The organism is Paenibacillus sp. OK076 (genome assembly GCF_900110055.1).
GTDB lineage: Bacteria > Bacillota > Bacilli > Paenibacillales > Paenibacillaceae > Paenibacillus.
In genome coordinates this window covers 360,558-380,855 of sequence record NZ_FOCH01000003.1, presented here as the reverse complement: position 1 = coordinate 380,855, position 20,298 = coordinate 360,558, and the positions used below count along the sequence as shown (strand labels likewise).

Annotated in this window: 13 protein-coding genes; 11 read left to right on the top strand and 2 right to left on the bottom strand. The window is 47.7% G+C overall.

All coding sequences use genetic code 11. The features are described 5' to 3' along the window. Positions 1-11: 11 nt before the first annotated feature. Positions 12-260: a cysteine-rich CWC family protein gene (locus BMY78_RS24240; RefSeq protein ID WP_090903926.1), complete on the bottom strand. Its 249-nt coding sequence runs from the start codon at positions 258-260 to the stop codon at positions 12-14. 92 nt (positions 261-352) lie between these two features. Then, positions 353-2,365 carry an endonuclease MutS2 gene (locus BMY78_RS24235; RefSeq protein ID WP_090903925.1) on the bottom strand — a complete coding sequence of 671 codons (2,013 nt, stop codon included), beginning with the start codon at positions 2,363-2,365 and terminating at the stop codon, positions 353-355. A gap of 574 nt (positions 2,366-2,939) precedes the next feature. Here BMY78_RS24235 and BMY78_RS24230 point away from each other — a divergent pair. The 11 genes from BMY78_RS24230 to BMY78_RS24180 all read left to right on the top strand — a co-directional run bounded on the left by BMY78_RS24230 (position 2,940) and on the right by BMY78_RS24180 (position 20,285). Next, positions 2,940-5,276 carry a helix-turn-helix domain-containing protein gene (locus BMY78_RS24230; RefSeq protein ID WP_177185861.1) on the top strand — a complete coding sequence of 779 codons (2,337 nt, stop codon included), beginning with the start codon at positions 2,940-2,942 and terminating at the stop codon, positions 5,274-5,276. Between the two features lie 283 nt (positions 5,277-5,559). Continuing rightward, complete coding sequence (locus tag BMY78_RS24225; protein WP_063566889.1) at positions 5,560-6,513, top strand: ABC transporter permease; 954 nt, start codon at positions 5,560-5,562, stop codon at positions 6,511-6,513. 45 nt (positions 6,514-6,558) lie between these two features. Then, positions 6,559-7,431 carry a carbohydrate ABC transporter permease gene (locus tag BMY78_RS24220; protein ID WP_090903923.1) on the top strand — a complete coding sequence of 291 codons (873 nt, stop codon included), beginning with the start codon at positions 6,559-6,561 and terminating at the stop codon, positions 7,429-7,431. Between the two features lie 64 nt (positions 7,432-7,495). Further along, on the top strand, positions 7,496-8,995 hold the full coding sequence (locus BMY78_RS24215) for an extracellular solute-binding protein (RefSeq protein ID WP_090903922.1): 1,500 nt from the start codon (positions 7,496-7,498) through the stop codon (positions 8,993-8,995). Positions 8,996-9,018: 23 nt separating this feature from the next. Continuing rightward, complete coding sequence (locus BMY78_RS24210; protein WP_090903921.1) at positions 9,019-10,131, top strand: glycoside hydrolase family 88/105 protein; 1,113 nt, start codon at positions 9,019-9,021, stop codon at positions 10,129-10,131. Between the two features lie 219 nt (positions 10,132-10,350). Continuing rightward, on the top strand, positions 10,351-11,862 hold the full coding sequence (locus BMY78_RS24205) for an extracellular solute-binding protein (RefSeq protein ID WP_090903920.1): 1,512 nt from the start codon (positions 10,351-10,353) through the stop codon (positions 11,860-11,862). Between the two features lie 164 nt (positions 11,863-12,026). Further along, on the top strand, positions 12,027-14,078 hold the full coding sequence (gene pulA, locus BMY78_RS24200; RefSeq protein ID WP_090903919.1) for a type I pullulanase: 2,052 nt from the start codon (positions 12,027-12,029) through the stop codon (positions 14,076-14,078). Positions 14,079-14,437: 359 nt separating this feature from the next. Further along, on the top strand, positions 14,438-17,317 hold the full coding sequence (gene pulA / locus BMY78_RS24195; RefSeq protein WP_090903918.1) for a type I pullulanase: 2,880 nt from the start codon (positions 14,438-14,440) through the stop codon (positions 17,315-17,317). A gap of 271 nt (positions 17,318-17,588) precedes the next feature. Further along, positions 17,589-18,221: a 50S ribosomal protein L25 gene (locus BMY78_RS24190; protein WP_090903917.1), complete on the top strand. Its 633-nt coding sequence runs from the start codon at positions 17,589-17,591 to the stop codon at positions 18,219-18,221. A 308-nt stretch (positions 18,222-18,529) separates the two neighbouring features. Further along, positions 18,530-19,048, top strand: a complete 519-nt coding sequence (locus BMY78_RS24185) for a hypothetical protein (protein ID WP_090903916.1) — start codon at positions 18,530-18,532, stop codon at positions 19,046-19,048. A gap of 271 nt (positions 19,049-19,319) precedes the next feature. Next, positions 19,320-20,285 (top strand): helix-turn-helix transcriptional regulator, encoded by a 966-nt coding sequence (locus BMY78_RS24180; protein ID WP_090903915.1) that lies wholly within the window; start codon positions 19,320-19,322, stop codon positions 20,283-20,285. Positions 20,286-20,298 lie beyond the last annotated feature (13 nt).

Sequence of the window (20,298 nt, the reverse complement as noted above, 5' to 3'; positions counted from 1 at the left end):
GCCTCACAGGGTTAACTGTGGGGCTCTTTATTTTGCTCTTTCTTCTTTTTATACGTATCCAGACATGCCTCGCAGATGCAGGACTTCCTGCGCTGTTCTGCCGGAATGGGGTCAAATACCCCTTCTGGGAACACAGCCCGGTTACACCAGCATTCTGAATGAGGACGACCAGCGGCATAGGAGCAACCATTGGCCTCACCGCATAAAGGACATACAAGAACTTCTGGAGTGACTTTCTTTGTATCCTGCTCAACAGACATACGAGTCTTCCTTCCCCGATAAATTTCTAACCACGAACGATCGACAGGTTTATTCAAGTATAGCAACTCAATCCATTATATCAATCCTGTGGTTATTCTTCAGGGGGCAATTCAATCTTCAATCCTTCCACATGCTTGCGACTCATCAGTTTGCGTTTTTTGCGGTTCTCTTTGGTCTCCAGCACGATGTCGAGGTCATAGTCGTCGCCCGGATAAAGTTCCTGTGCAGAAATATGCAAAGTCAGGCGTTTCTTGTGAATTTTGACTTTACGTCCACGCAGCATGACTCCGATATTTCCGCGACTGTCCTCCACATCACAGACGATGCCTGACTGGTTCAGATAAGCTGCATAGACGCGATCCCCTTTTCGGAATGCTTTAACAGGGGCGGTGGGTTCTAATGTTTCAGGCCGATCAGCAAATTTCTTTTTTGTTCCAGTCTGTACGGGCGGACTGACAGGTTTCATCATGTTCCTTGTTTCATTCAATCGTTCTTGTTCAACCGTGCTGTTTGTTTGTGATGACGTTGAACTTACATTAGGCACGGATGGAGAGGAGATGGAAGAGACACTTTGCGGGACACCCTGATCTGAGATGAGCTTGGATCGCTCAATAATGCGCTGTGGCATACCCAATTTCAGTGCAATGGAGTAGGCATAGCTGTCCCCGGCTTCTCCGATCCGCAATCGATAAAGAGGTTGAAGAGAGACCGTATCGAATTCCATTCTTGCATTCTCAAATCCAGGCGTGGCTGCAGCAAAATGTTTGATTTCCCCAAAATGGGTTGTAGCGATAACGGTAGCTCCACGGCTGTGCAGCTCCTCCAGCATGGCGATCGAGAGTCCCACTCCCTCACCGGGATCGGTACCGGAGGCCATCTCGTCAATAAGCACAAGCGTCGATGAATCGGCTTGCTCCAGGATGCCAATCATGTTGCGAATATGTGCAGAAAAGGTACTAAGTGCTTGCTCCAGGCTCTGTCCATCACCGATATCCACAGCAATTTCATGATACACGGCCATCTCGCCATCTTCAGCGACAGGCACAAGCAGACCGGATTGCATCATCAATGTCAGCAGACCCAATGTTTTGAGTGCAACCGTTTTGCCACCCGTATTCGGCCCTGTAATGATTAGTGAGGAATACGTCTGACCAATTGCAAAATCAAGCGGAACCATGGATGCGCCCATAAACGGATGGCGGGCATGATGAAGCCGAACCCGTCCATTGGCATTGACACGTACAGTCCGTCCGTCCATGGTCGCCGCATATTTCGCTTTGGCGAACAGGAAATCCAGAATTCCTACCGTTTCCGTGTTTAGTGAGATTTCTCGATTATAAGACTCTGCAAGAGAGGTTAAGTCACCGAGTATTTTCATCTCCTCCCGTGATTCCTCGGCTTGCAGTGAAGCCAGCTCCATTTGCAGACCTACTAATTCAGCAGGTTCAATATATACGGTTTGGCCACTTCCCGATTCATCCAGCACACTGCCTTTAACGTGTTTGCGGAATTCTTTCTTAATGGGCAGCACTGTTCTTCCACCACGCTGACTAATCACATTTTCCTGCATGATGGAGCGGTGTTTGCTTATTAGCGAATCCAGCTTGCGCTTCATTCGTTCCTCGTTCACCGTCATTTTTTTACGAATACGTATCAGCTCCTTGCTCGCCTGATCCTGAATGCGTCCACTATGGATACAGCGTTCAATCTCGCTCAGCAGGGATTCCATCCATATCATGGATGAAGCGTAGCGACTTACTGTGGGTGCCACTTCGGATTTGCCTTCCATGTATTTCATCAGCTGTGCACAGCTGCGCAGAAACTGGGCAAGATGGCTGAAATCACGTTCCGTAAATAAATAACCGGTACCTAGCAGATCCATAATGGTCTCCATGCCATCCAGTGATGGAATGGGCACACTGGCGCCGTTACGAATCAAAGCAGCCGCTTCAGCGGTCTCTTCCAGACGCATTTGAATCAGAGGAGCGTCCACCATTGGCTTCATGTCTCTTGCGTAACGTTTGCCTAAATAGGATAGGGCACAGGCGGCAACGTTTTTTTGAATTTGGGGATAACCCAGACTGGTTAACGTTTTTTCATTCATGCTTGATCTCTCCTTGGATATAAAATGGAATTTCGGTTAAAGCGATGGAACATATTCCTGGAAAACGCAAAAAGGGCGGAGAATGAACAAACGTCATTCTCCGCCCTTAACGTACGGGAAAGTAGGGCCCGTTATAGGTCTATACAAAAAAATCCACGCTGAACACAGCGCGGAAATAGACCCGGACAAGTACAATCCCGGAGGCGATTTATGATATCCGCTGTTCTTAACTAAGTACAGGGTAATGGCGCATCATGAAACACACGTATGCCACAAGGCACAAGTGAATCGAAGGCCAAACTCCTGAATATGAAACTTGTTAGTTAAGAACGCTCACCGACATCAAAATCTCTCCTTTGATTGAGGAATATGCATTCAATATAAACTGGAAATTGCCTTGAAGTCAACCTTCAAGAATAAATAGTGGACTTGAATAACAATGGGTTTTAAAATAACAATAGTAAATTAATCCAATGAAAGCGATATTATACATACGTTTTGCATTCGATCGGGAAGTGATTTCGAAATCGTTCTCGTTCAAATCACGCAAAATGCACAAAGGAGGATGCTCTATTTGCCTAAATACCTGCTGCGTTTGCTCTGTTTTACGATGATTCTCGGAGCCCTTCCGGTCATTGTTATTGGTTCAGTCTCCTATTCGATTGCTTCACGTGACATTGAGCAGAAGGTGCGGGAGAGTAATTTGCAGATTCTGCATCAGACCCAAATGCGGGTAGAACAAGTGTTGCGCAGCCTGCAATTATCGTCCATCCAATATGTGAATTCTCCCTTGGTATTACAAGCGATGAAAAAACCGCTGGACAGCAGCGAATTTCAGGAAATTCGTGATCTGACTTCCGGATTTAATAATCTGCAATCGGTTACAAATATCGATCAGGCCTACCTTGTGAATCTGGATGAAGACTGGGTTGTTTCGATGCGATCCTTTGGAAAATTGGATGATTTCAGTATTCGGGACCGGATAGGCTCTTATTTGAAATATACAAACAGCCTGTTCTGGGTAACGCAAAATGTGAGTTCAACCAAAGAAAGTGTGGCGGGATCGGCGGAAGTTGGTGAAGCGACACCAGAACACTCGCCTACCCTTATTTCATCCGACAACGTGGTCAGCATGGTATTCAAGATTCCGATGATACCAACGAATGTGAAACCCAAGGGATTTCTGGTTATAGACATAGCCGATACAGAGCTAAGTACATTTCTAAGCCGAAATCCGAATTCAGGGGATATGTACGTCCTTGATCGGGAGCAGAAATATTTTCTCAACGATACAGAACAAGATGGGAAATACGACACGCTGAATCAGGAAATCCACGAAAAGGTACAAACGACGGGACAGTCGGAGGGTTTCTTCAGCGCAGAGGTGGAAGGAAGCCAGGTGGCGGTTAGCTACAGGCAGTCCCCACTTAATGGCTGGTTGTATGTATCTGTTGTATCGCTGAGTCAGATAACCGCCCAGTCGCAGAAAATTGCATTGGTTACAGGTGTGGCTACGCTGGTCATGTTATGTTTAACGGGACTAGTAGCCTTTTATGGCAGTCGCAAGATGTACTCTCCCATTTCCAGACTTCTGCAGTTTACGAAAGGACTGGATTCTCCTATGGCTCCGTCGGGACGCCGCCAGGATGAATTTATATACATTGAAGAGCGATTATCGACCTTGTTCAGCTCGGAGAAAACGATGCGTGAGCAGATGAAGGGCCAACATGTTCATTTGCAGGAATTTTTTATGACCAAACTGCTTACAGGCAAAATATCGGAAGATGACTTCAGATATCAGGGTCAGTTATACGATTTTCCAACCTCATGGTCTAGACTTGGGGTACTTACACTTCAGATTGATACTCTTGAAGGGACAAGATATGAAGAGCAGGACCGGGATCTGCTGCTGTTCGCGTTAAACAATATGGTCGGTGAGCTGCTGCCCTCTGAGATTCGTTTCGCACCTGTCATGATTGATGACGCCCAGGTTACGGTATTGGCATCCGTGTTGGATGATGAAGTACAACTAAAAGAGTGGATGCACACTCAAGCGGAATTGATTCGTGAGCGGGTCGTGACCTATCTGAATCTGCCTGTAAGTATCGGTATTAGTCGCTACTATTCTGCAATAGGTGATTCACCAAGGGCTTACCAGGAGAGTCGTGAGGCGCTGCAAGGCAGGGTAAGTCTGGGCAGCCGTATTATTTTGCATTATGAGGATATTCAGCCGCGCGGTCAGACGGAGGCAGCGTTATATACACAGCTCAGGATGATTGAAGACCAGTTGGCTTCTGCACTCAAGCAAGGGGACGAGGAGAAAACCGATGCGTACTTTAAGCAATACCTCGGTCTGCTCGCAGACAAGAAGCTGCACTTCAGCGAATACCCCGTTATCATGGTTCAGCTGTTGTCCCGTGTGTATCAGCTTGTTCAGGAGCAGGGTGGGAATGTTGCGGAAGTGTTGGGCGAAAAGGCCTCTATGGCTCGACTGCTGAAGTTGTCCACATTGGATGAAATGACGAACTGGTTCCGCAAATGTTTATTTCAACCCGTCATTCGATTCTGGCGCGAACAGGAAGAGTCTCAATATTTGAATATTGCCCGGCGCATGATTCGGCTGATCGAAGAGCGATATGATCGCGAATTGTCGCTGGAAGCTTGCGCAGAAGAACTGAATTTTCATCCGGTTTATTTGAGCCGTGTGTTCAAGAAGGAGGCTGGTGTGAACTTTACGGAATACCTTGCCGAATACCGGATGGAAAAAGCCAAAACCTGGCTGCAGACGACCAATCTGAAAATATCGGAAATTGCCGAGAAACTCAATTACACCAACCCTACCGCTTTTATCCGTACATTTCGTAAAATTACGGGAACCACCCCCGGAAAATACCGGGAGCAGCAGCGATAAAAGAAACCTGCTCTGCCTGCCATGGCAGGCAGGTTTTTCTTTGTTTCAGGGTCAGCCTTTATTCTGCGTTTGAAGCAGAGTTAAGACAGGAATATCGGAGGTTAAAAGTGGTTCATTCAGGGGAGCAGCCCAGAATTACAAATGCCTTAAACCCTTGCTGCATAAGGGAAAACAAGAAGCTAAAACGAGACGATAGCCAGTTACCCGTTTATCCTCCACAATGAAGACATGAATTCAGGAAGTGATATTTTGTAATCGTTTCCAATGTGGGGAGGAAGACACTATGAAAGCCGAAACGGCGGCTCGGACACGACCCGCTACCCGCAGTGACAAAAACCTGCTGTGGAGGGACATCATCAAAAACCGGTGGCTCTATATTATGTTGATACCGGGCGTGCTTTACTTTGTTATTTTCAAATACATACCCATGTACGGCATTACGATGGCTTTTCAGGATTACACGCCTTACAAGGGCATTCTGGGCAGCGACTGGGTAGGGTTCAAGCACTTCCAGCGTTTCTTCGGGGAACCGCAGTTCTGGACTTTATTCCGGAATACGTTTTTGTTAGCGATTTATAATATGGTGTTCTTCTTCCCGCTGCCAATTGTATTGGCACTCATGATGAATGAAGTTCGCCGTGAAAGGTTCAAACGCTTTGTTCAGACGCTGGTATATGTTCCGCACTTTGTTTCCTGGGTTGTTGTGGTTGGTGTGTTCTACATGCTCTTCACAACCGAGGGTGGAGCTATTAACGAATTACTTTATAACCTGACGGGACAAAAAGTAGCTTTTCTGCTTGAGCCCGGCTGGTTTCGAACCATGATTGTTGGACAATCCATCTGGAAAGAGGTAGGCTGGGGCACGATTATTTTCCTGGCGGCACTCTCCGGTGTAGATACACAGCTCTATGAAGCTGCACGGATGGATGGTGCCAATCGCTGGCGTCAGACATGGCATATTACGCTGCCTGCCATACGCAGTACAATCATTATTTTGCTCATTCTGCGTCTAGGTAACTTCCTGGATACAGGCTTTGAACAGATCTTCCTGATGCTCACGCCGACGAACCGGGATGTGGGTGAGGTATTCGATACCTACGTCTACACCAAAGGTCTCACACAAGCACAGTACAGTTATAGTGCTGCTGTCGGTTTGTTCAAGTCGGTGGTCGGACTGGCGCTTGTATTGGGTGCCAACACGATGGCCAAAAAATTCGGGGAGGAAGGCGTCTACTAACACTTGACAGCAGACGTTCTTCACCAGACAGGAGTGAACATTAAGATGCAACAGGATAAAACGTGGGGCAATCGGATCTTTGATATCCTCAATCATGGCTTGCTGTTATTGATCGGAATCGTGACCGTTATCCCGTTCATTTATATTTTGGCCGTCTCGTTTACTAGTCCTCATGAAGTGGCCAAGGGAGGATTCATTCTTTTCCCAAAAGAATTCTCCCTCGCTGCTTACCGTTACATCTTCTCTACAGACACATTGATTCGCAGTCTGGGTGTATCCATTTATATCACCGTAATAGGAACACTGCTTAACCTGTTGTTCACGTCGCTGATGGCGTATCCGCTCTCCAGAAGATACTTGCGTGGACGTCAGCCGATCTTGCTGGGTGTACTGTTCACCATGTTGTTCAGCGGCGGGATGATCCCAACCTACTTTGTCGTAAAATCATTGCACCTGACGGATACATTATGGTCTTTGATGCTGCCTACCGCCATTAGTGCGTTCAACCTGATCGTACTTAAGAACTTCTTCCAAGCCATTCCGGACGAACTGGAGGATGCTGCCAAAATCGATGGATGTAACGATGTGGGCGTATTGTTCCGTATTGTTCTGCCTTTGTCGATGCCAGCAATGGCTACATTCTCTCTCTTTTACGCGGTGGCTCATTGGAACAGCTTCTTCAACGCTGTCATTTATATCAACGATAGTGAAAAGTGGCCCGTACAGGTATGGTTGCGGGAAATTGTCATCCTGGCTCAGAGCCGCATCGGGGACACCAGTATCGAAGAGACTGAGATTCAGCCGCTCACTATTCGCATGGCCGTTATTGTGTTCTCCACGATTCCAATCATGCTGGTGTATCCGTTCCTGCAAAAGCACTTTGCCAAAGGAGTGATGCTGGGATCGGTAAAAGGTTGAAATTGCACCAGGTTGAACATCAGAACGGGTTATCGACTGTATAAAAAGGGGAGGTTTTCGTTTAATGAAAGCAACAAAAAAGAAAGCCGTAGCTGTCTTGAGCACACTGGCATTGGTAACAGGCCTGCTGGCAGGATGCGGATCGGATGAAGGTCAGGCTGCCGAGGGCGGCGTGCAGAATGTGTCCATTGCAATAGCACAGGTGGGCGACGTACCGAGCAAAGGCAATGAGGTCCAGCAAAAGATCGAGGCGTATACGAACACCAAGCTGGACATTCAGTGGATTCCGGCTTCGGCTTACAATGACAAAATTAATGTCATGATTGCATCCAGCGATATGCCCAAAATTGTGAAAGTGCAGTATAACCCGACCGTAACCAGTGCGATGCGTAACGATGTATTCTGGGAAGTTGGACCTTTGCTGAAGGATTATAAAAATCTGTCTGCACAGAACGAGCGTTTCTTTGACAATATCAAGGTGGAAGGCAAAATCTACGGGGTACCCGTATTCTCTGATATTGCTCGTGCAACGGTGATTTACCGTAAAGACTGGTTTGATAAGCTGAATCTCAAAGTACCAACGACACCGGATGAATGGTATGAAACGATCAAAACGCTGGCGACCTCCGATCCGGATGGAGACGGTCAGGATAATACGTTTGGACTAATGCTTTTCAAAAAGTATAACGAGGATCAATATTCCTTCACTACACGCCTTGGCGTAAGTTTTGGTGCACCAAACAAGTGGAAGGTAGAAGATGACGGCAGTTTTACGCCGGAATTCATGACACCGGAATATATGCAGGTGCTGGATTTACTGAAACGTTTGTATAGCGAGAAACTGCTGAATCAGGACTTTGCTGTATTTGACTCCACAGAAGCGGAGAAGAAATATGATACTGGGGTTGTCGGTATGCGTATCGGTGTCGCCCAGAACGGAAAGAGCCAGCAAGAGCGTTTGTCCAAGAATGACCCGGATGGCGTAGTAGACATTGCCGGTTTGCTTGGCGTGAGTGGTGACCGTGTGGCGGGGCAGACGGGTAACTCCGGTATACTGGCCTTTCCGAAAGCGACGGTGAAATCGGAAGAAGAGTTGAAAAACCTATTGTCTTTCCTGGATAAATTGATGGACCCGGAGATGGCGACGCTGCTAATGCGTGGTATTGAAGACAAACATTACAAGAAGGCTGGCGAAGAACAGGTAGAGATGAGCGACTTCGATGCATTCCAGCGGGAAGTGAAGCCATATCGCGATAACTTGCCTTACGTGGAAGGATACAATGTGCCGAAATTGAAAGATACCGAACTGGGTGAGAAGGGGACGGAACTTGCCAAAGAATTGGCGGAACATGCTGTGCCAAACCCTGCATTAACTTTGTATTCGCCTACTTATGGCGATCGTGGGGCAGATCTGGATCAGATGATTGCAGATGCGCAGACCAAATATATTATGGGCAAGATCGATGAAAATGGCTGGAAACAGGAGATCGAGAATTGGGGCAATGCGGGCGGTACCAAAATTCGTGAGGAATATGCCGAAGACTACAAAAAACAGGCTGAATAAAAAGCCGGAAGCGGAGGAACATCATGAAAGAAACACTGCAATTCACACCGGTACGGATGGCCGAACAGTTCATGGAAAGTTATCGCAATCATGAGTTGTATCCGACCTGGCATTATGAAAATGGTTGTCTGCTGAAAGCGCTGGAAGAGCTGTACATCCATACTGGAGAACAGAAATATTTCGACTACATCCGTGAACTGATGGATAACTTCATTCAGGAAGATGGCTCGATTCGCTTGTATGCGGTCGAGGAATATAACCTGGACCAGATTAACCAGGGGAAATCGCTGTTCCTGTTGCTGGACAAAACGGGTGAAGAGAAATACCGTAAAGCCGCGGATTTGCTCATGGTACAGCTTAAGGGACAGCCCCGGACGAGTGAAGGCGGATTCTGGCACAAGAAAATCTATCCGTTCCAGATGTGGCTGGATGGGCTGTATATGGCCACGCCGTTTCTAACGCAGTATGGTGCGTTTACTGGCGAGGAGAAGTGGTTTGACAAGGCGGCATTACAGCTGCTGCTGGTGGAGAAACGTACACGTGATTCACGCAGCGGTCTGCTGTACCATGCCTGGGATGAGAGCAAGGAACAGCGCTGGAGCTCGGGAGAAACCGGGTGTTCTCCGCATGTATGGAGCCGGGCGATGGGCTGGTATGTGATGGCAGTAGTGGATACACTGGATCATCTGCCTGTAGATCATGAGCAGCGGGGTCAGATCGTAGGGATTTTCGAACGTGTAGCGAATGCGCTTGTACATGTACAGGACCAACAGTCCGGGTTATGGCCTCATTTGCTCGATCAGCCAGGGCGTGAGCGTAATTATTTGGAGGCTTCGGGAACGTCAATGTTTGTGTATGCACTGGCGAAGGGCGTACGTAAGGGGTATCTGAGTGGCAAGTTCAAAGCGATCGCAGAAAAGGGTTATCAGGGTTTGCTGCTGCATCTGCTGCAAACGGACCGTGAAGGTGTATTGTCCCTGACGCAGTGTAACGGCGGGGCAGGGTTGGGCGGTACCCCGTATCGTGACGGGTCATACGAGTATTATGTGACGGAATCCATTCGGATTAATGATCCGAAATCGGTAGCTCCATTTATTTTGGCAGGAGTGGAGATGGAACTTTACAAGCCCAACTAACATGTACATGAGAACGGAGAGGACAGAAATAACCTGAGGAAGCGAAGCGTTCGCCTAAAAGCTTTCTGAAAGAAAGCTGCATCGGAAGCATACGCTTATCACCGGATTTTCCCTTCTGAAGAAGGGAATCAAAAAAATCTGGGGATAACAGCGATCAGAAGGTTGTTCTGTCATCGGAGTGCTTATGTACATAACCTTTATCCAAAGGAGAGATGGTTCATGAGTCCAAAAGGTCGGATGTCTCGGTTAGGCGGATTGGTCGTGGTTGGTGCAATGTCCGCCGGACTGCTTGCAGGCTGTGGGGGAGAGAAAGCACCTGCGGCAGGGGAAGGCAAGCTTCCTATTTCGATCTCTTTGATGCAGGTAGGTGATGTGCCAGCCAAGGAGAACGGAATTGAACAAAAGATTGAGGAATATACGAATACGGATGTCAGCGTACAGTGGATTCCGCAGTCTGCTTTTGATGATAAAGTGAATGTCATGGTTGCTTCGGGCGAGATGCCGACCATTATGCGCGTGAATTATGTACCCACAACATTCAACGCAGCCAAAACAGGGCTGTTCTGGGAAATTGGACCCTACCTGAAGGATTATAAAAACCTGTCTGCTCAATCCGAGGCTTATTTTGACAACATCAAGATCGAAGGAAAGGTCTACGGGGTACCCAACTTTCGCGATATCGGGCGTACAGCCATCGTGTACCGCAAGGACTGGTTCGACAAGCTGAAGCTGGATGTACCAAAAACGCTGGATGACTGGTACGAAGTGATGCGCTCCATTCGCAAGGATGATCCTGATGGTAACGGTAAGGAAGATACGTATGGAACGGTACTGTTCAAAAAGTACAATGAAGGCGTATCCTCTCCGCTGACACGAATCGCCGTAAGTATTGGTGGGGTGAACAAGTGGGGTGTGAACGATGCGGGTAAACTTACCCCTGAATTCCTGACCACAGAATATGTGGATACGATGAAGCTGTTCAAGCGTCTGTTCAGTGAGGGATTGATCAACAGTGACTTCCCAGCGCTGGACCCTTCCGATGCGGACAAAAAAATCGACTCTGGTCTCGTAGCCATGAAGCTGAACGGTGTTGCTCAGAACGGAAAGTCGTTCCAGCAGCGGCTGACACCAAATGTGCCTGATGGCGAGATTGATGTGGCCCCGTTCCAAGGACCGGATGGCATTCGAATTGCCGGGGAACCGGGAAACTACGGCATGCTTGTTATTCCTAAAGCTTCCGTACCGGACGAAGAACAGTTAAAACAGGTGCTGACGTTCCTGGATCAACTGATGGACGAACCACTGAGTACGCTTCAGCTGCGTGGTCTGGAAGATGTGCACTATACGAAGACTGCGGATGGCAAAACCGAGTTCAAGGACTTCGATGGATACCAGCGTGAAGTGAAGCCTTATCGTGACAATCTGCTAAGCGTTGAAGGTTATAATGTGCCTGAGCTTGTCGATGTACCAATCGGTATGAAGGGCACGAAGATGGCACGTGAGAATGAGCAGTATGCCATTCCAAATCCGGCGCTGACCTTGTCTTCTGCCATTTATACTGAGCGTGGCCAGGAGCTGGACCAGATGATCTGGGATGCACAGACCAAATATATTATGGGCAAAATCGATGATGCTGGATGGGAGCAGGAAGTGGCGAACTGGAGAAAATCCGGTGGCGACCAGCTCATTTCCGAATTTGAAGCGTCTTATGCCCAGCTAAACGGAAAGTAATTTGAAGAACAAGCTATGTTTTACGTGAAATGACGTGAAGCATGGCTTGTTTTTTATGGTCTTTTTCATTCCCGAGATTATGGTTAGGTGACAGAAGGGGTATAAAAGGTAAGGAGCATTTGTTCACATCCATTTTATTGCTCATCGAGAGGGGAATATACAGCATGATTGATGACCATCACAAGCTGGACGTATTGAATGTAGTGGATACATACCAAGGAAGAGATCTGGGTGTCACGATGGAACCACAAGCCTGTAGTTTCAAAGTGTGGGCGCCTGCTGCAACGCAGGTGGATGTGCTGTTATACCCGCCTTCAACAGGGGGAAGTCCCAATGAACAGAAGAATCAGGATGTACAGAAAGAAATACCTATGAACCAACAGGACCAGGGCATCTGGTCCCTGAAGCTCGAAGGCGAGTGGAACGGTTATCGTTATATGTACAGAGCCACCTTTGAGGACGGACGACAGGAGATTGCGGTTGATCCCTATGCACATGCTGTGACCATGAATGGAGAAATGGGAGTCATCGTCAGGCTGGAACAGACCCACCCGAATGGCTGGAATGAGGATATTCGTCCAGAACTGACGAGCCCCGTAGATGCGGTCTTATATGAGCTGCATGTGCGCGATTTCTCGATCCATGAGTCATCCGGCATGAGGCACAAAGGAAAGTATCTGGCTTTTACCGAGACAGGTCTGCGTGATTCAAACGGGAATACACTGGGAATCGATCATTTGACTGAGCTGGGAATCACTCATGTACATCTGCTACCGGTTTTTGATTTTGCGACAGTGGACGAATCGAAGACAGATGACGGGACCTCCGATTGCTCACGTTATAACTGGGGTTATGATCCGCTCCACTACAACGTTCCAGAAGGTTCCTATGCATCCCGTGCAGATGAGCCGGAGACAAGAATTCGTGAGTTCAAATCTATGGTACTCGCTCTTCATAAGAAGGGAATCGGAGTCATTATGGATGTGGTGTACAATCATACGTTTGACACGGCAGCCAGTTCATTTGAAAAGCTTGTTCCAGGATATTACTACCGTCAGAATCCGGATGGCACGTACAGCAATGGCTCAGGTACAGGCAATGAAGTGGCTACGGAGCGCCCGATGGTGCGCAAGTTCATTATCGACTCCGTACGGTACTGGGCAGAGGAATACCATATGGACGGGTTTCGATTTGACCTGATGGGGCTGATTGACACGGCAACGATGAAAGAACTCGCAGCAGAACTGCATGACAAAGTTTCTTCGTCCATCCTCTTATACGGTGAACCCTGGGGAGCGCTGGAATCACCACTTGGGGATCAAATGACCCTTAAGGGAGCACAACGTGAAGCCGGATTTGCTGTATTTAACGATAACCTCCGTGGAACGATTAAAGGCGATAGTGATGGAACGGGAACCGGATTTGCTACAGGAGCGGAGGAAAAAGAAGACGATATTTGGACAGGTGTACGGGGAGCCATTACCGATTTTACCGCTGGCCCATCTGAAACGATTAATTATGTAACTGTACATGATAATCTCAACCTGTGGGACAAAGTCGCCCAGACACAAGGATTGCACGATACACTGGGATTTATCACCTATAGCGAGGATGGTCGTGTGAAAGGCAGCGCCAACGTGGAAGAGGCTGTACAGCAGGCGAAGCCCTATTTGCTCGTTGACCCGAATCGCATACTGGAGAACGAAACGGTCCGGCGCTGTCTGCTTGCTAATGGTATCGTGTTGACTTCCCAGGGGGTTCCCTTGCTTGCGGCTGGGGATGAATTTCTGCGAAGTAAATATGGTGATGCCAACAGTCATGAGAGTGGAGATTCGGTTAATGCCATTCGGTGGGAGCAAAAGCAGCAGTTTAAGCCGGTTTATGATTATTATCGTGGCCTGATCCGTCTTCGGCGCGAGCATCCTGCTTTTCGTCTTCGCACCCGGGAAGAGATTGAGAAGTATGTTCGATTGCTTGAAAAAGGAAAAGGGCTGTTGGCCTATGAACTGTCAGGAACGGCTGTGGGAGATTCATGGGGACGGATGATCATTATCTACAATGCTTCCAAAGAACCCCGTACAACCTCCGTTCCTTCAGGTACATGGAATGTGGTTGTAGAGCAGGGGCAGGCTGGCACCGAGACGCTGCGTACAGCCAAAGACGGTCAGGTCAGCGTTCCCGCTATATCCATGACGGTGATGTATTCAGGTGAATGACGTTCACACCACTTGCTAAACCTCAACAGGCATCAAGGTACCTTGCCGACCTAACCCAAATTAGTTGTTTAAAAACAGTAATGTTGCACCCTTCTCCATTCTGGAGTGAGGGTGTTTTGCTTTTCTCCATCTTTTTTTCATCAGGACAGGTACAAATGCTGTCAATCTATGGCGCTTGTTTACATATGCTGTATCTTGAAAGCGATTGCTGTGTAGATTTGCATCACATTCAATATGCTAATTGAAAGCCTCTGCTCAACCGATATGTTGAGTACAGACAACCCCGGGTTGACAAATGACGTCTCGCTCCGTAACATCGGGACAACACGAAATCAATGGATATAAAGGCGGTGGGAACGATGCCGGAATGGACATCTTTTCGTTATGAAGGCAACGATCTTGGCTTAACATATACGCATACAGCAAGCACATTCAAGCTGTGGGCACCTACAGCACAGCAGGTTTCCCTACTCATTTTTGATAATGAGGGACATTACGATGCAAATGGTAGAGTAACCGAACATGATGACGGACAGAAACGGTCGATGACCCGTGACCCGGATGGAATATGGAGTATACAGCTTGAAGGGGATTGGGCCGGACATTATTATATGTATCACATTACGCATGATGATCAGCATATTGCGGTGGCACCCGATCCTTACGCTCGTGCTGTATCGGTGAATGGACAGCGAACAGCCATTATTGACCTGGATACAACCAATCCAGTGGATTGGGAAGAGGATGTGAAGCCCGTATTTTTGCGTCCGGCAGATGCAGTTCTATACGAATTACATGTGCGCGACTTCTCCTCTGACCCCCATGCCGATATTCCGTATAAGGGCAAATATTTGGCATTTACAGCTTCCGGGTTGACGGACAGAGGTGGCAATTCTATCGGAGTAGATCATCTTGTCGAACTTGGCATCACGCATGTGCACCTTCTGCCTGTAGCGGATTATCAGACGGTGGATGAATTGGCAGTGACAACGGACGTTGGCTCAAATGCCAAACTGCCATACAACTGGGGATATGATCCGCAGCACTATAACGTGCCGGAAGGTTCCTATGCCACCAATCCACGTGATCCTGCGGTTCGAATCCGGGAGTTCAAGGCTCTCGTTCATTCCTTGCACCGACAAGGCATTCGTGTCGTGCTTGATGTGGTGTATAACCATACGTATAGCGTGGATGATGGACCTTTTGAACGGATTGTACCGGGTTACTATTATCGTTACCGTGAAGACGGCACATTAAGCAATGGCTCGGGTGTGGGCAATGAACTGGCTACAGAACGCCCGATGGTGCGGAAATATATTTTGGACTCTCTCCTGTACTGGGCAGAGGAATATCATGTGGACGGATTTCGCTTCGACCTCATGGGTCTGATTGATACGGACACGATGAACGAAGTGACTCGCGAGCTAAGAGAACAGATTGATCCGGCTTTTCTGATCTACGGGGAGCCGTGGACAGGTGGAGAATCACCTCTGGAGCGGAAAACGTTAAAAGGGACACAACGTGGTCAGGGATTTGCCGTATTCAACGATCATTTCCGCAGTGCCATCAAAGGGGATAGTGATGGCATCGGGAAAGGTTTTGTTACCGGAGCAGACGGTAGGGAGTACGAAATTGCCATGGGTGTAGCCGGAGCGCTGGATGATTTCACATCTTCACCTGTGGAATCCGTCAATTATGTGACGGCACATGATAATCTCAACCTGTGGGACAAAATCGCAACAACGATGTACCTCAGGCATGATCTCGGTTACGCGGTATGGAGGGACGGACAGCCTGTGGAAGGAGGCAGTGCGGAGTCAGCGGTTAAAGCGGCGGACCCTTATCGGTATGTCGATGCGGATGATGTACTTGATCATGAGATGGTTCGTCGTTCCTTGCTCTCAACAGGAATTTTGCTTACCTCACAGGGAATTCCATTTCTCCATGCAGGGGATGAGATGCTGAGATCCAAAGCAGGAGATCACAATAGTTATCGCAGCGGGGACGCCGTGAATACGATCACTTGGGCTAACAAAGCTCGATTCAGACCTGTGTTTGATTATTATCGCGGCCTGATTCATATGCGCCGCACACATCCGGCCTTTCGCATGATTAACGCCGAGCAGGTACGGAATCATCTTCGCATGATGCGTGCAGAAGGCAATGTGGTTGCATTTACACTGGATCACGGAGCAAATCAGGATACCTGGAATCAGATCGTGGTGATCTACAACGGAACGAGTCAGCAGCAGCAAGTGGGTCTGCCGGAGGGTGACTGGCATATTGTTGTGAATGATCACCAGGCAGGTACAGATGTCATTGAGACGGTGAGCGGAACCGCAGTGGTAGAACGATGGTCATTGATGGTACTGTACGACACAGAGTATGCTGGCGGTGCTGAACCGGCTGTGATTGAGATTCATTCGCCGCGTCTTGTGTACAGTGCCGGAGAGGTTGCCAGTTTGCGAGCATCGGTCAGAGACCGTTTTGGTAATGTGGTGGAGAATGCATCTGTGACCTGGAGCTCTTCGAACCCACATATTATTGCCATTCAATCCGATGGAACAATTCATACGGGGCAGACCGGAGAAGCAACGATCAGCGTCCAATGTGGCACGATTACCACAGAGTGTACGCTGCAGGTTGATTACCTCCATCCGGAACGAATTGAGATTATCGGGGAAGCCGTGATGTACACGACACGTGTCAGTCGATTCCGCGCCTTGGTTCTGGATCAATTCGGCCAGCCTTTGCAAGGTATGAATATACGGTGGAGCTCGTCTCATCTGGAGCATGCAGCGGTCAGTACAGCAGGAATCGTACGTGCTCTGGCGCCAGGGTCCACCCAGATTATCGCGGAGGCTGGAGGGATTCAGGCATCGCTGAATATCAAAATCCACAAACCTATTTCGCGAACTGTGACTCTCCGATATGAACGGGAAGATCAGCATTATGAGGGATGGGATGTCTGGGTATGGGGCACAGGCATGGAGGATGGAGCTGTCCCCTTTGAGCGAGTGGGCAATGCAGCTGAAGCCCGTTTTCGGGTGGCTGCAGGACTGCATCATCTGGGTTTCATCATTCGGCTGAATGAATGGGAAGCGAAAGATACCTGCGGAGATCGTTATGTTGATATCGGTCCTGAAGACGGAGATGTGCACATTATCGTTCACAGTGGGACGGATCAGATGCAGGTTATCCGTGAAAGTGATGACGAGGATGATCTTAACAGCGCATAGCTGGCCAGGTTATAACTTCATAAAATATGTAGGCTTAACAAGCGGTCGGAAGGGATTCCGGCTGCTTTTTTGTTCATCAGAAAGAACCATTTTCACCCGAAAAATAAAAAAAAGGTACATGTCAGTGTTTGAGATGGTCTTTCATTGGGGTAAATATAGATATGGCCCCAGATTCGGCCACGCTTGAAAAGGCCATTCTGGTCTAAGAGAGAAGCTTTATGGCTTCCTAACAAATATGAAGTAAGGATCCCTTGAAGGAGGATGTTCAATCATGAAATCCAACGGAAAAATGGCTCAACTTACGGCAACACCAAGAACTGAAAAGAAAGGTGCAGCATTGCGCCTGTTAAGACAAGGCGGACGTGTTCCGGCTGTCGTTTATGGTCCGGGATTAGAAGGTGCCGCGATACATGTAGATGAAAAAGAAATGCTGAAAGTAGCACGTACAGGTCGCTCCGAAATGTTCAACCTCAATCTTGAGGGTGGCAAAACGGTTCCAGTGCTGATCAAGGATCAGCAGGAGCGCAACGGGCGTCTGCTGCACGTGGACTTCCTGCAAATTTCGAAGAACAAGCCGATCAGCGTTAGTGTTTCCATCGACTTCCAAGGTACCGCAGCCGGCTCCAAGGCAGGCGGTGTGTTCCAGACACAGGAAACTCAACTGGAGGTCGAAGGACTTCCGGCTGATCTGCCAACCTCTATTGAGGTGGATGTCAGCGGACTGGAAATTGGCGATCGTTTGACAGCTGCAGATGTTAAGCTTGATAAAGGTCTGACTCTGGTGACGTCAGGTGATTCCATCATCGCTTCCGTGATGCCGCCACAAGCGGCTGAGGAAGAGCCTACGGCTTCTGCTGATGAAGCAGCACCGGCAGCATCGGAAGAACCAGCTAAAGAAGAATAAGCAGGCAGAATATGTATTATTCTGTACCTCAACCAAGCCCGGTCGTAATGACCGGGTTTTTTTATGTTGGGAAGGACCCAAGTGGAGTTTCGGAAGAGGCGTTGTATCGAATGCCGTCCAGACTGGTGTAGATTGCCGTATAGTCTCGTTATTCGGTATGATGGCGGGCATCTGTTTGCGTGAAACAGCATTACAGTATACTATGATTCGGAGCAGCAACAATTCTCTTCGGCAGAAATGGCAGCATGATTTGCCATGGAAAAGCGAAGCAAACGGAATAATTTGCACAAGAAAGCAGGTTTCGCAACATGTTTGATCCGACGATTTATGACAATTTGAAAGTAGGCTTCGAAAATCACCTGTATGATCTCGATAATTTGGATGAACTTATTTCCATAACAGATCGGAAGGATCAGCTTGAGATGGCACGTATGTCCAGAGAGTTCGTGCTGCAATTCTGTCTGAGAGCTTGCCCTGAAGTAACAGGTGAAGTGGTACTGAGTACATCGCTTGAGGATCTCGCGGCTGAGATTCTGGAGACGCCAGGTAGTCCATCAGGTTGCCGTTTGCGATTGCGTTTCAGGATGGTTATTAAGGAGCCTGAGACTCAATGTCCGGCGATTAGCACCATATTACAACAGAGCTGGCCAGAACAACGAAAGTTGCAGCATATTCATTATATATTTGAAGATCAGCCAGCAACTTACGCTGCCACCGCTGAAGTACATTTTGACCGCACTGTGAATGAAGATCAGATGGGAGATATCCCTGATCTGTGCGACCATATGGTCAATGTGCTGACTAAATTATTGCAATTGCACAAATAAACAAGCGAAAAAGTCTTGTCTCTGGTCAAAGAGGCAAGACTTTTTTATTTTTTTTTGAATTCCTAATAGGCTATCAGGCGTAGGTATAAGGACTTGAGGTTAATATTTTACGCAAGCAAGTAAGAGAATGTATATTTAATAAGCTGAATAAGTGCGATTGAACTATATACATAAGGTGAAATTGCGAAAAAAAGTTTGGGACTAAAGATTTAGTACCGGACTAAAGGAACTAGTTTTCCTTGCCGATAAAATATCGAAGGGGAGAAACTACATGACAGAGAAATTAATTCGTCTTCTGCGTATACTTCAGGCTATACAAGCGAATCCCGGAATTTCCGCCAAAGAATTGGCGTTGAAATGCGGTACAACTGTGCGCACGATTTATCGCGATCTCCGAATTTTGGACAGGGTTGCCCCTATCATGAATGAAGGTTATGGCAAAGGGTATCGATTCATTGGTGAATTTGCCATGTATCCTCTGGATTTTACCGAACAGGAAGCGATGGTGTTCTCCATGCTTCCATCCGTGGTGGATACTTCGCAGCTCCCGGCTGAATTCGATTCAGCCTTTGACAAGGTAATGACAGCCCATACCAAAATGAAATCGAGAAACAGTGACATTGTAGAAAATATCGCAGGTATTATTCGTATGGGCACACCTGCATACCGGGAAGAAGGGAAGTATCCCAATTTGCTTATTCCAGTGATTGAAGCCATTCTGGATCAACAAACGATTAGAACTCAATATCACACGCTTACGAAAAATGAAATAACGGTTCGGGACATTGACCCCTATTACCTCATTCCGCGCGATCAGCGTTTCTACTTGATTGGTTATTGTCACTTGCTGAAGAAAGTCCGTTTGTTTCGGATCAGTCGCTTTCTGGACGTTATACAGACCAATACCCGTTTTGTTATGGGTGATTTCAACATAACGCAATTCATGAAAAACACATGGTCCATTGATCGTGGGGATCAACTTATCCATTTCAAAGTAAGATTCACTGAGAAAGTGGCCCCCTACATAAAAGAAGAAGAGATGTTTGTTCGCCCACGAATGACGGATTTGCCTGATGGCGGATTGTTATTTGAAGTAACGCTGAACAGTAGTCGTGAATTCCTGAAATGGTTATATCAATTTGGCCCCGAAGCGGAGGTCCTTGAACCCCGCGAATATCGTAAAGAAATTCGTAAACAACTCATAGAGTGGATGAAGCATTATGAGGAAGATCAATAATTCAACCCATCTA

Bases quoted from the DNA above. Each gene is read 5' to 3' on its own strand.
- pulA (WP_090903919.1), top strand. From the start codon at position 12,027: ATGATTGATGACCATCACAAGCTGGACGTATTGAATGTAGTGGATACA.
- BMY78_RS24240 (WP_090903926.1), bottom strand. From the start codon at position 260: ATGTCTGTTGAGCAGGATACAAAGAAAGTCACTCCAGAAGTTCTTGTA.
- BMY78_RS24180 (WP_090903915.1), top strand. From the start codon at position 19,320: ATGACAGAGAAATTAATTCGTCTTCTGCGTATACTTCAGGCTATACAA.
- pulA (WP_090903918.1), top strand. From the start codon at position 14,438: ATGCCGGAATGGACATCTTTTCGTTATGAAGGCAACGATCTTGGCTTA.
- BMY78_RS24190 (WP_090903917.1), top strand. From the start codon at position 17,589: ATGAAATCCAACGGAAAAATGGCTCAACTTACGGCAACACCAAGAACT.
- BMY78_RS24185 (WP_090903916.1), top strand. From the start codon at position 18,530: ATGTTTGATCCGACGATTTATGACAATTTGAAAGTAGGCTTCGAAAAT.
- BMY78_RS24215 (WP_090903922.1), top strand. From the start codon at position 7,496: ATGAAAGCAACAAAAAAGAAAGCCGTAGCTGTCTTGAGCACACTGGCA.
- BMY78_RS24220 (WP_090903923.1), top strand. From the start codon at position 6,559: ATGCAACAGGATAAAACGTGGGGCAATCGGATCTTTGATATCCTCAAT.
- BMY78_RS24235 (WP_090903925.1), bottom strand. From the start codon at position 2,365: ATGAATGAAAAAACGTTAACCAGTCTGGGTTATCCCCAAATTCAAAAA.
- BMY78_RS24225 (WP_063566889.1), top strand. From the start codon at position 5,560: ATGAAAGCCGAAACGGCGGCTCGGACACGACCCGCTACCCGCAGTGAC.
- BMY78_RS24210 (WP_090903921.1), top strand. From the start codon at position 9,019: ATGAAAGAAACACTGCAATTCACACCGGTACGGATGGCCGAACAGTTC.
- BMY78_RS24205 (WP_090903920.1), top strand. From the start codon at position 10,351: ATGAGTCCAAAAGGTCGGATGTCTCGGTTAGGCGGATTGGTCGTGGTT.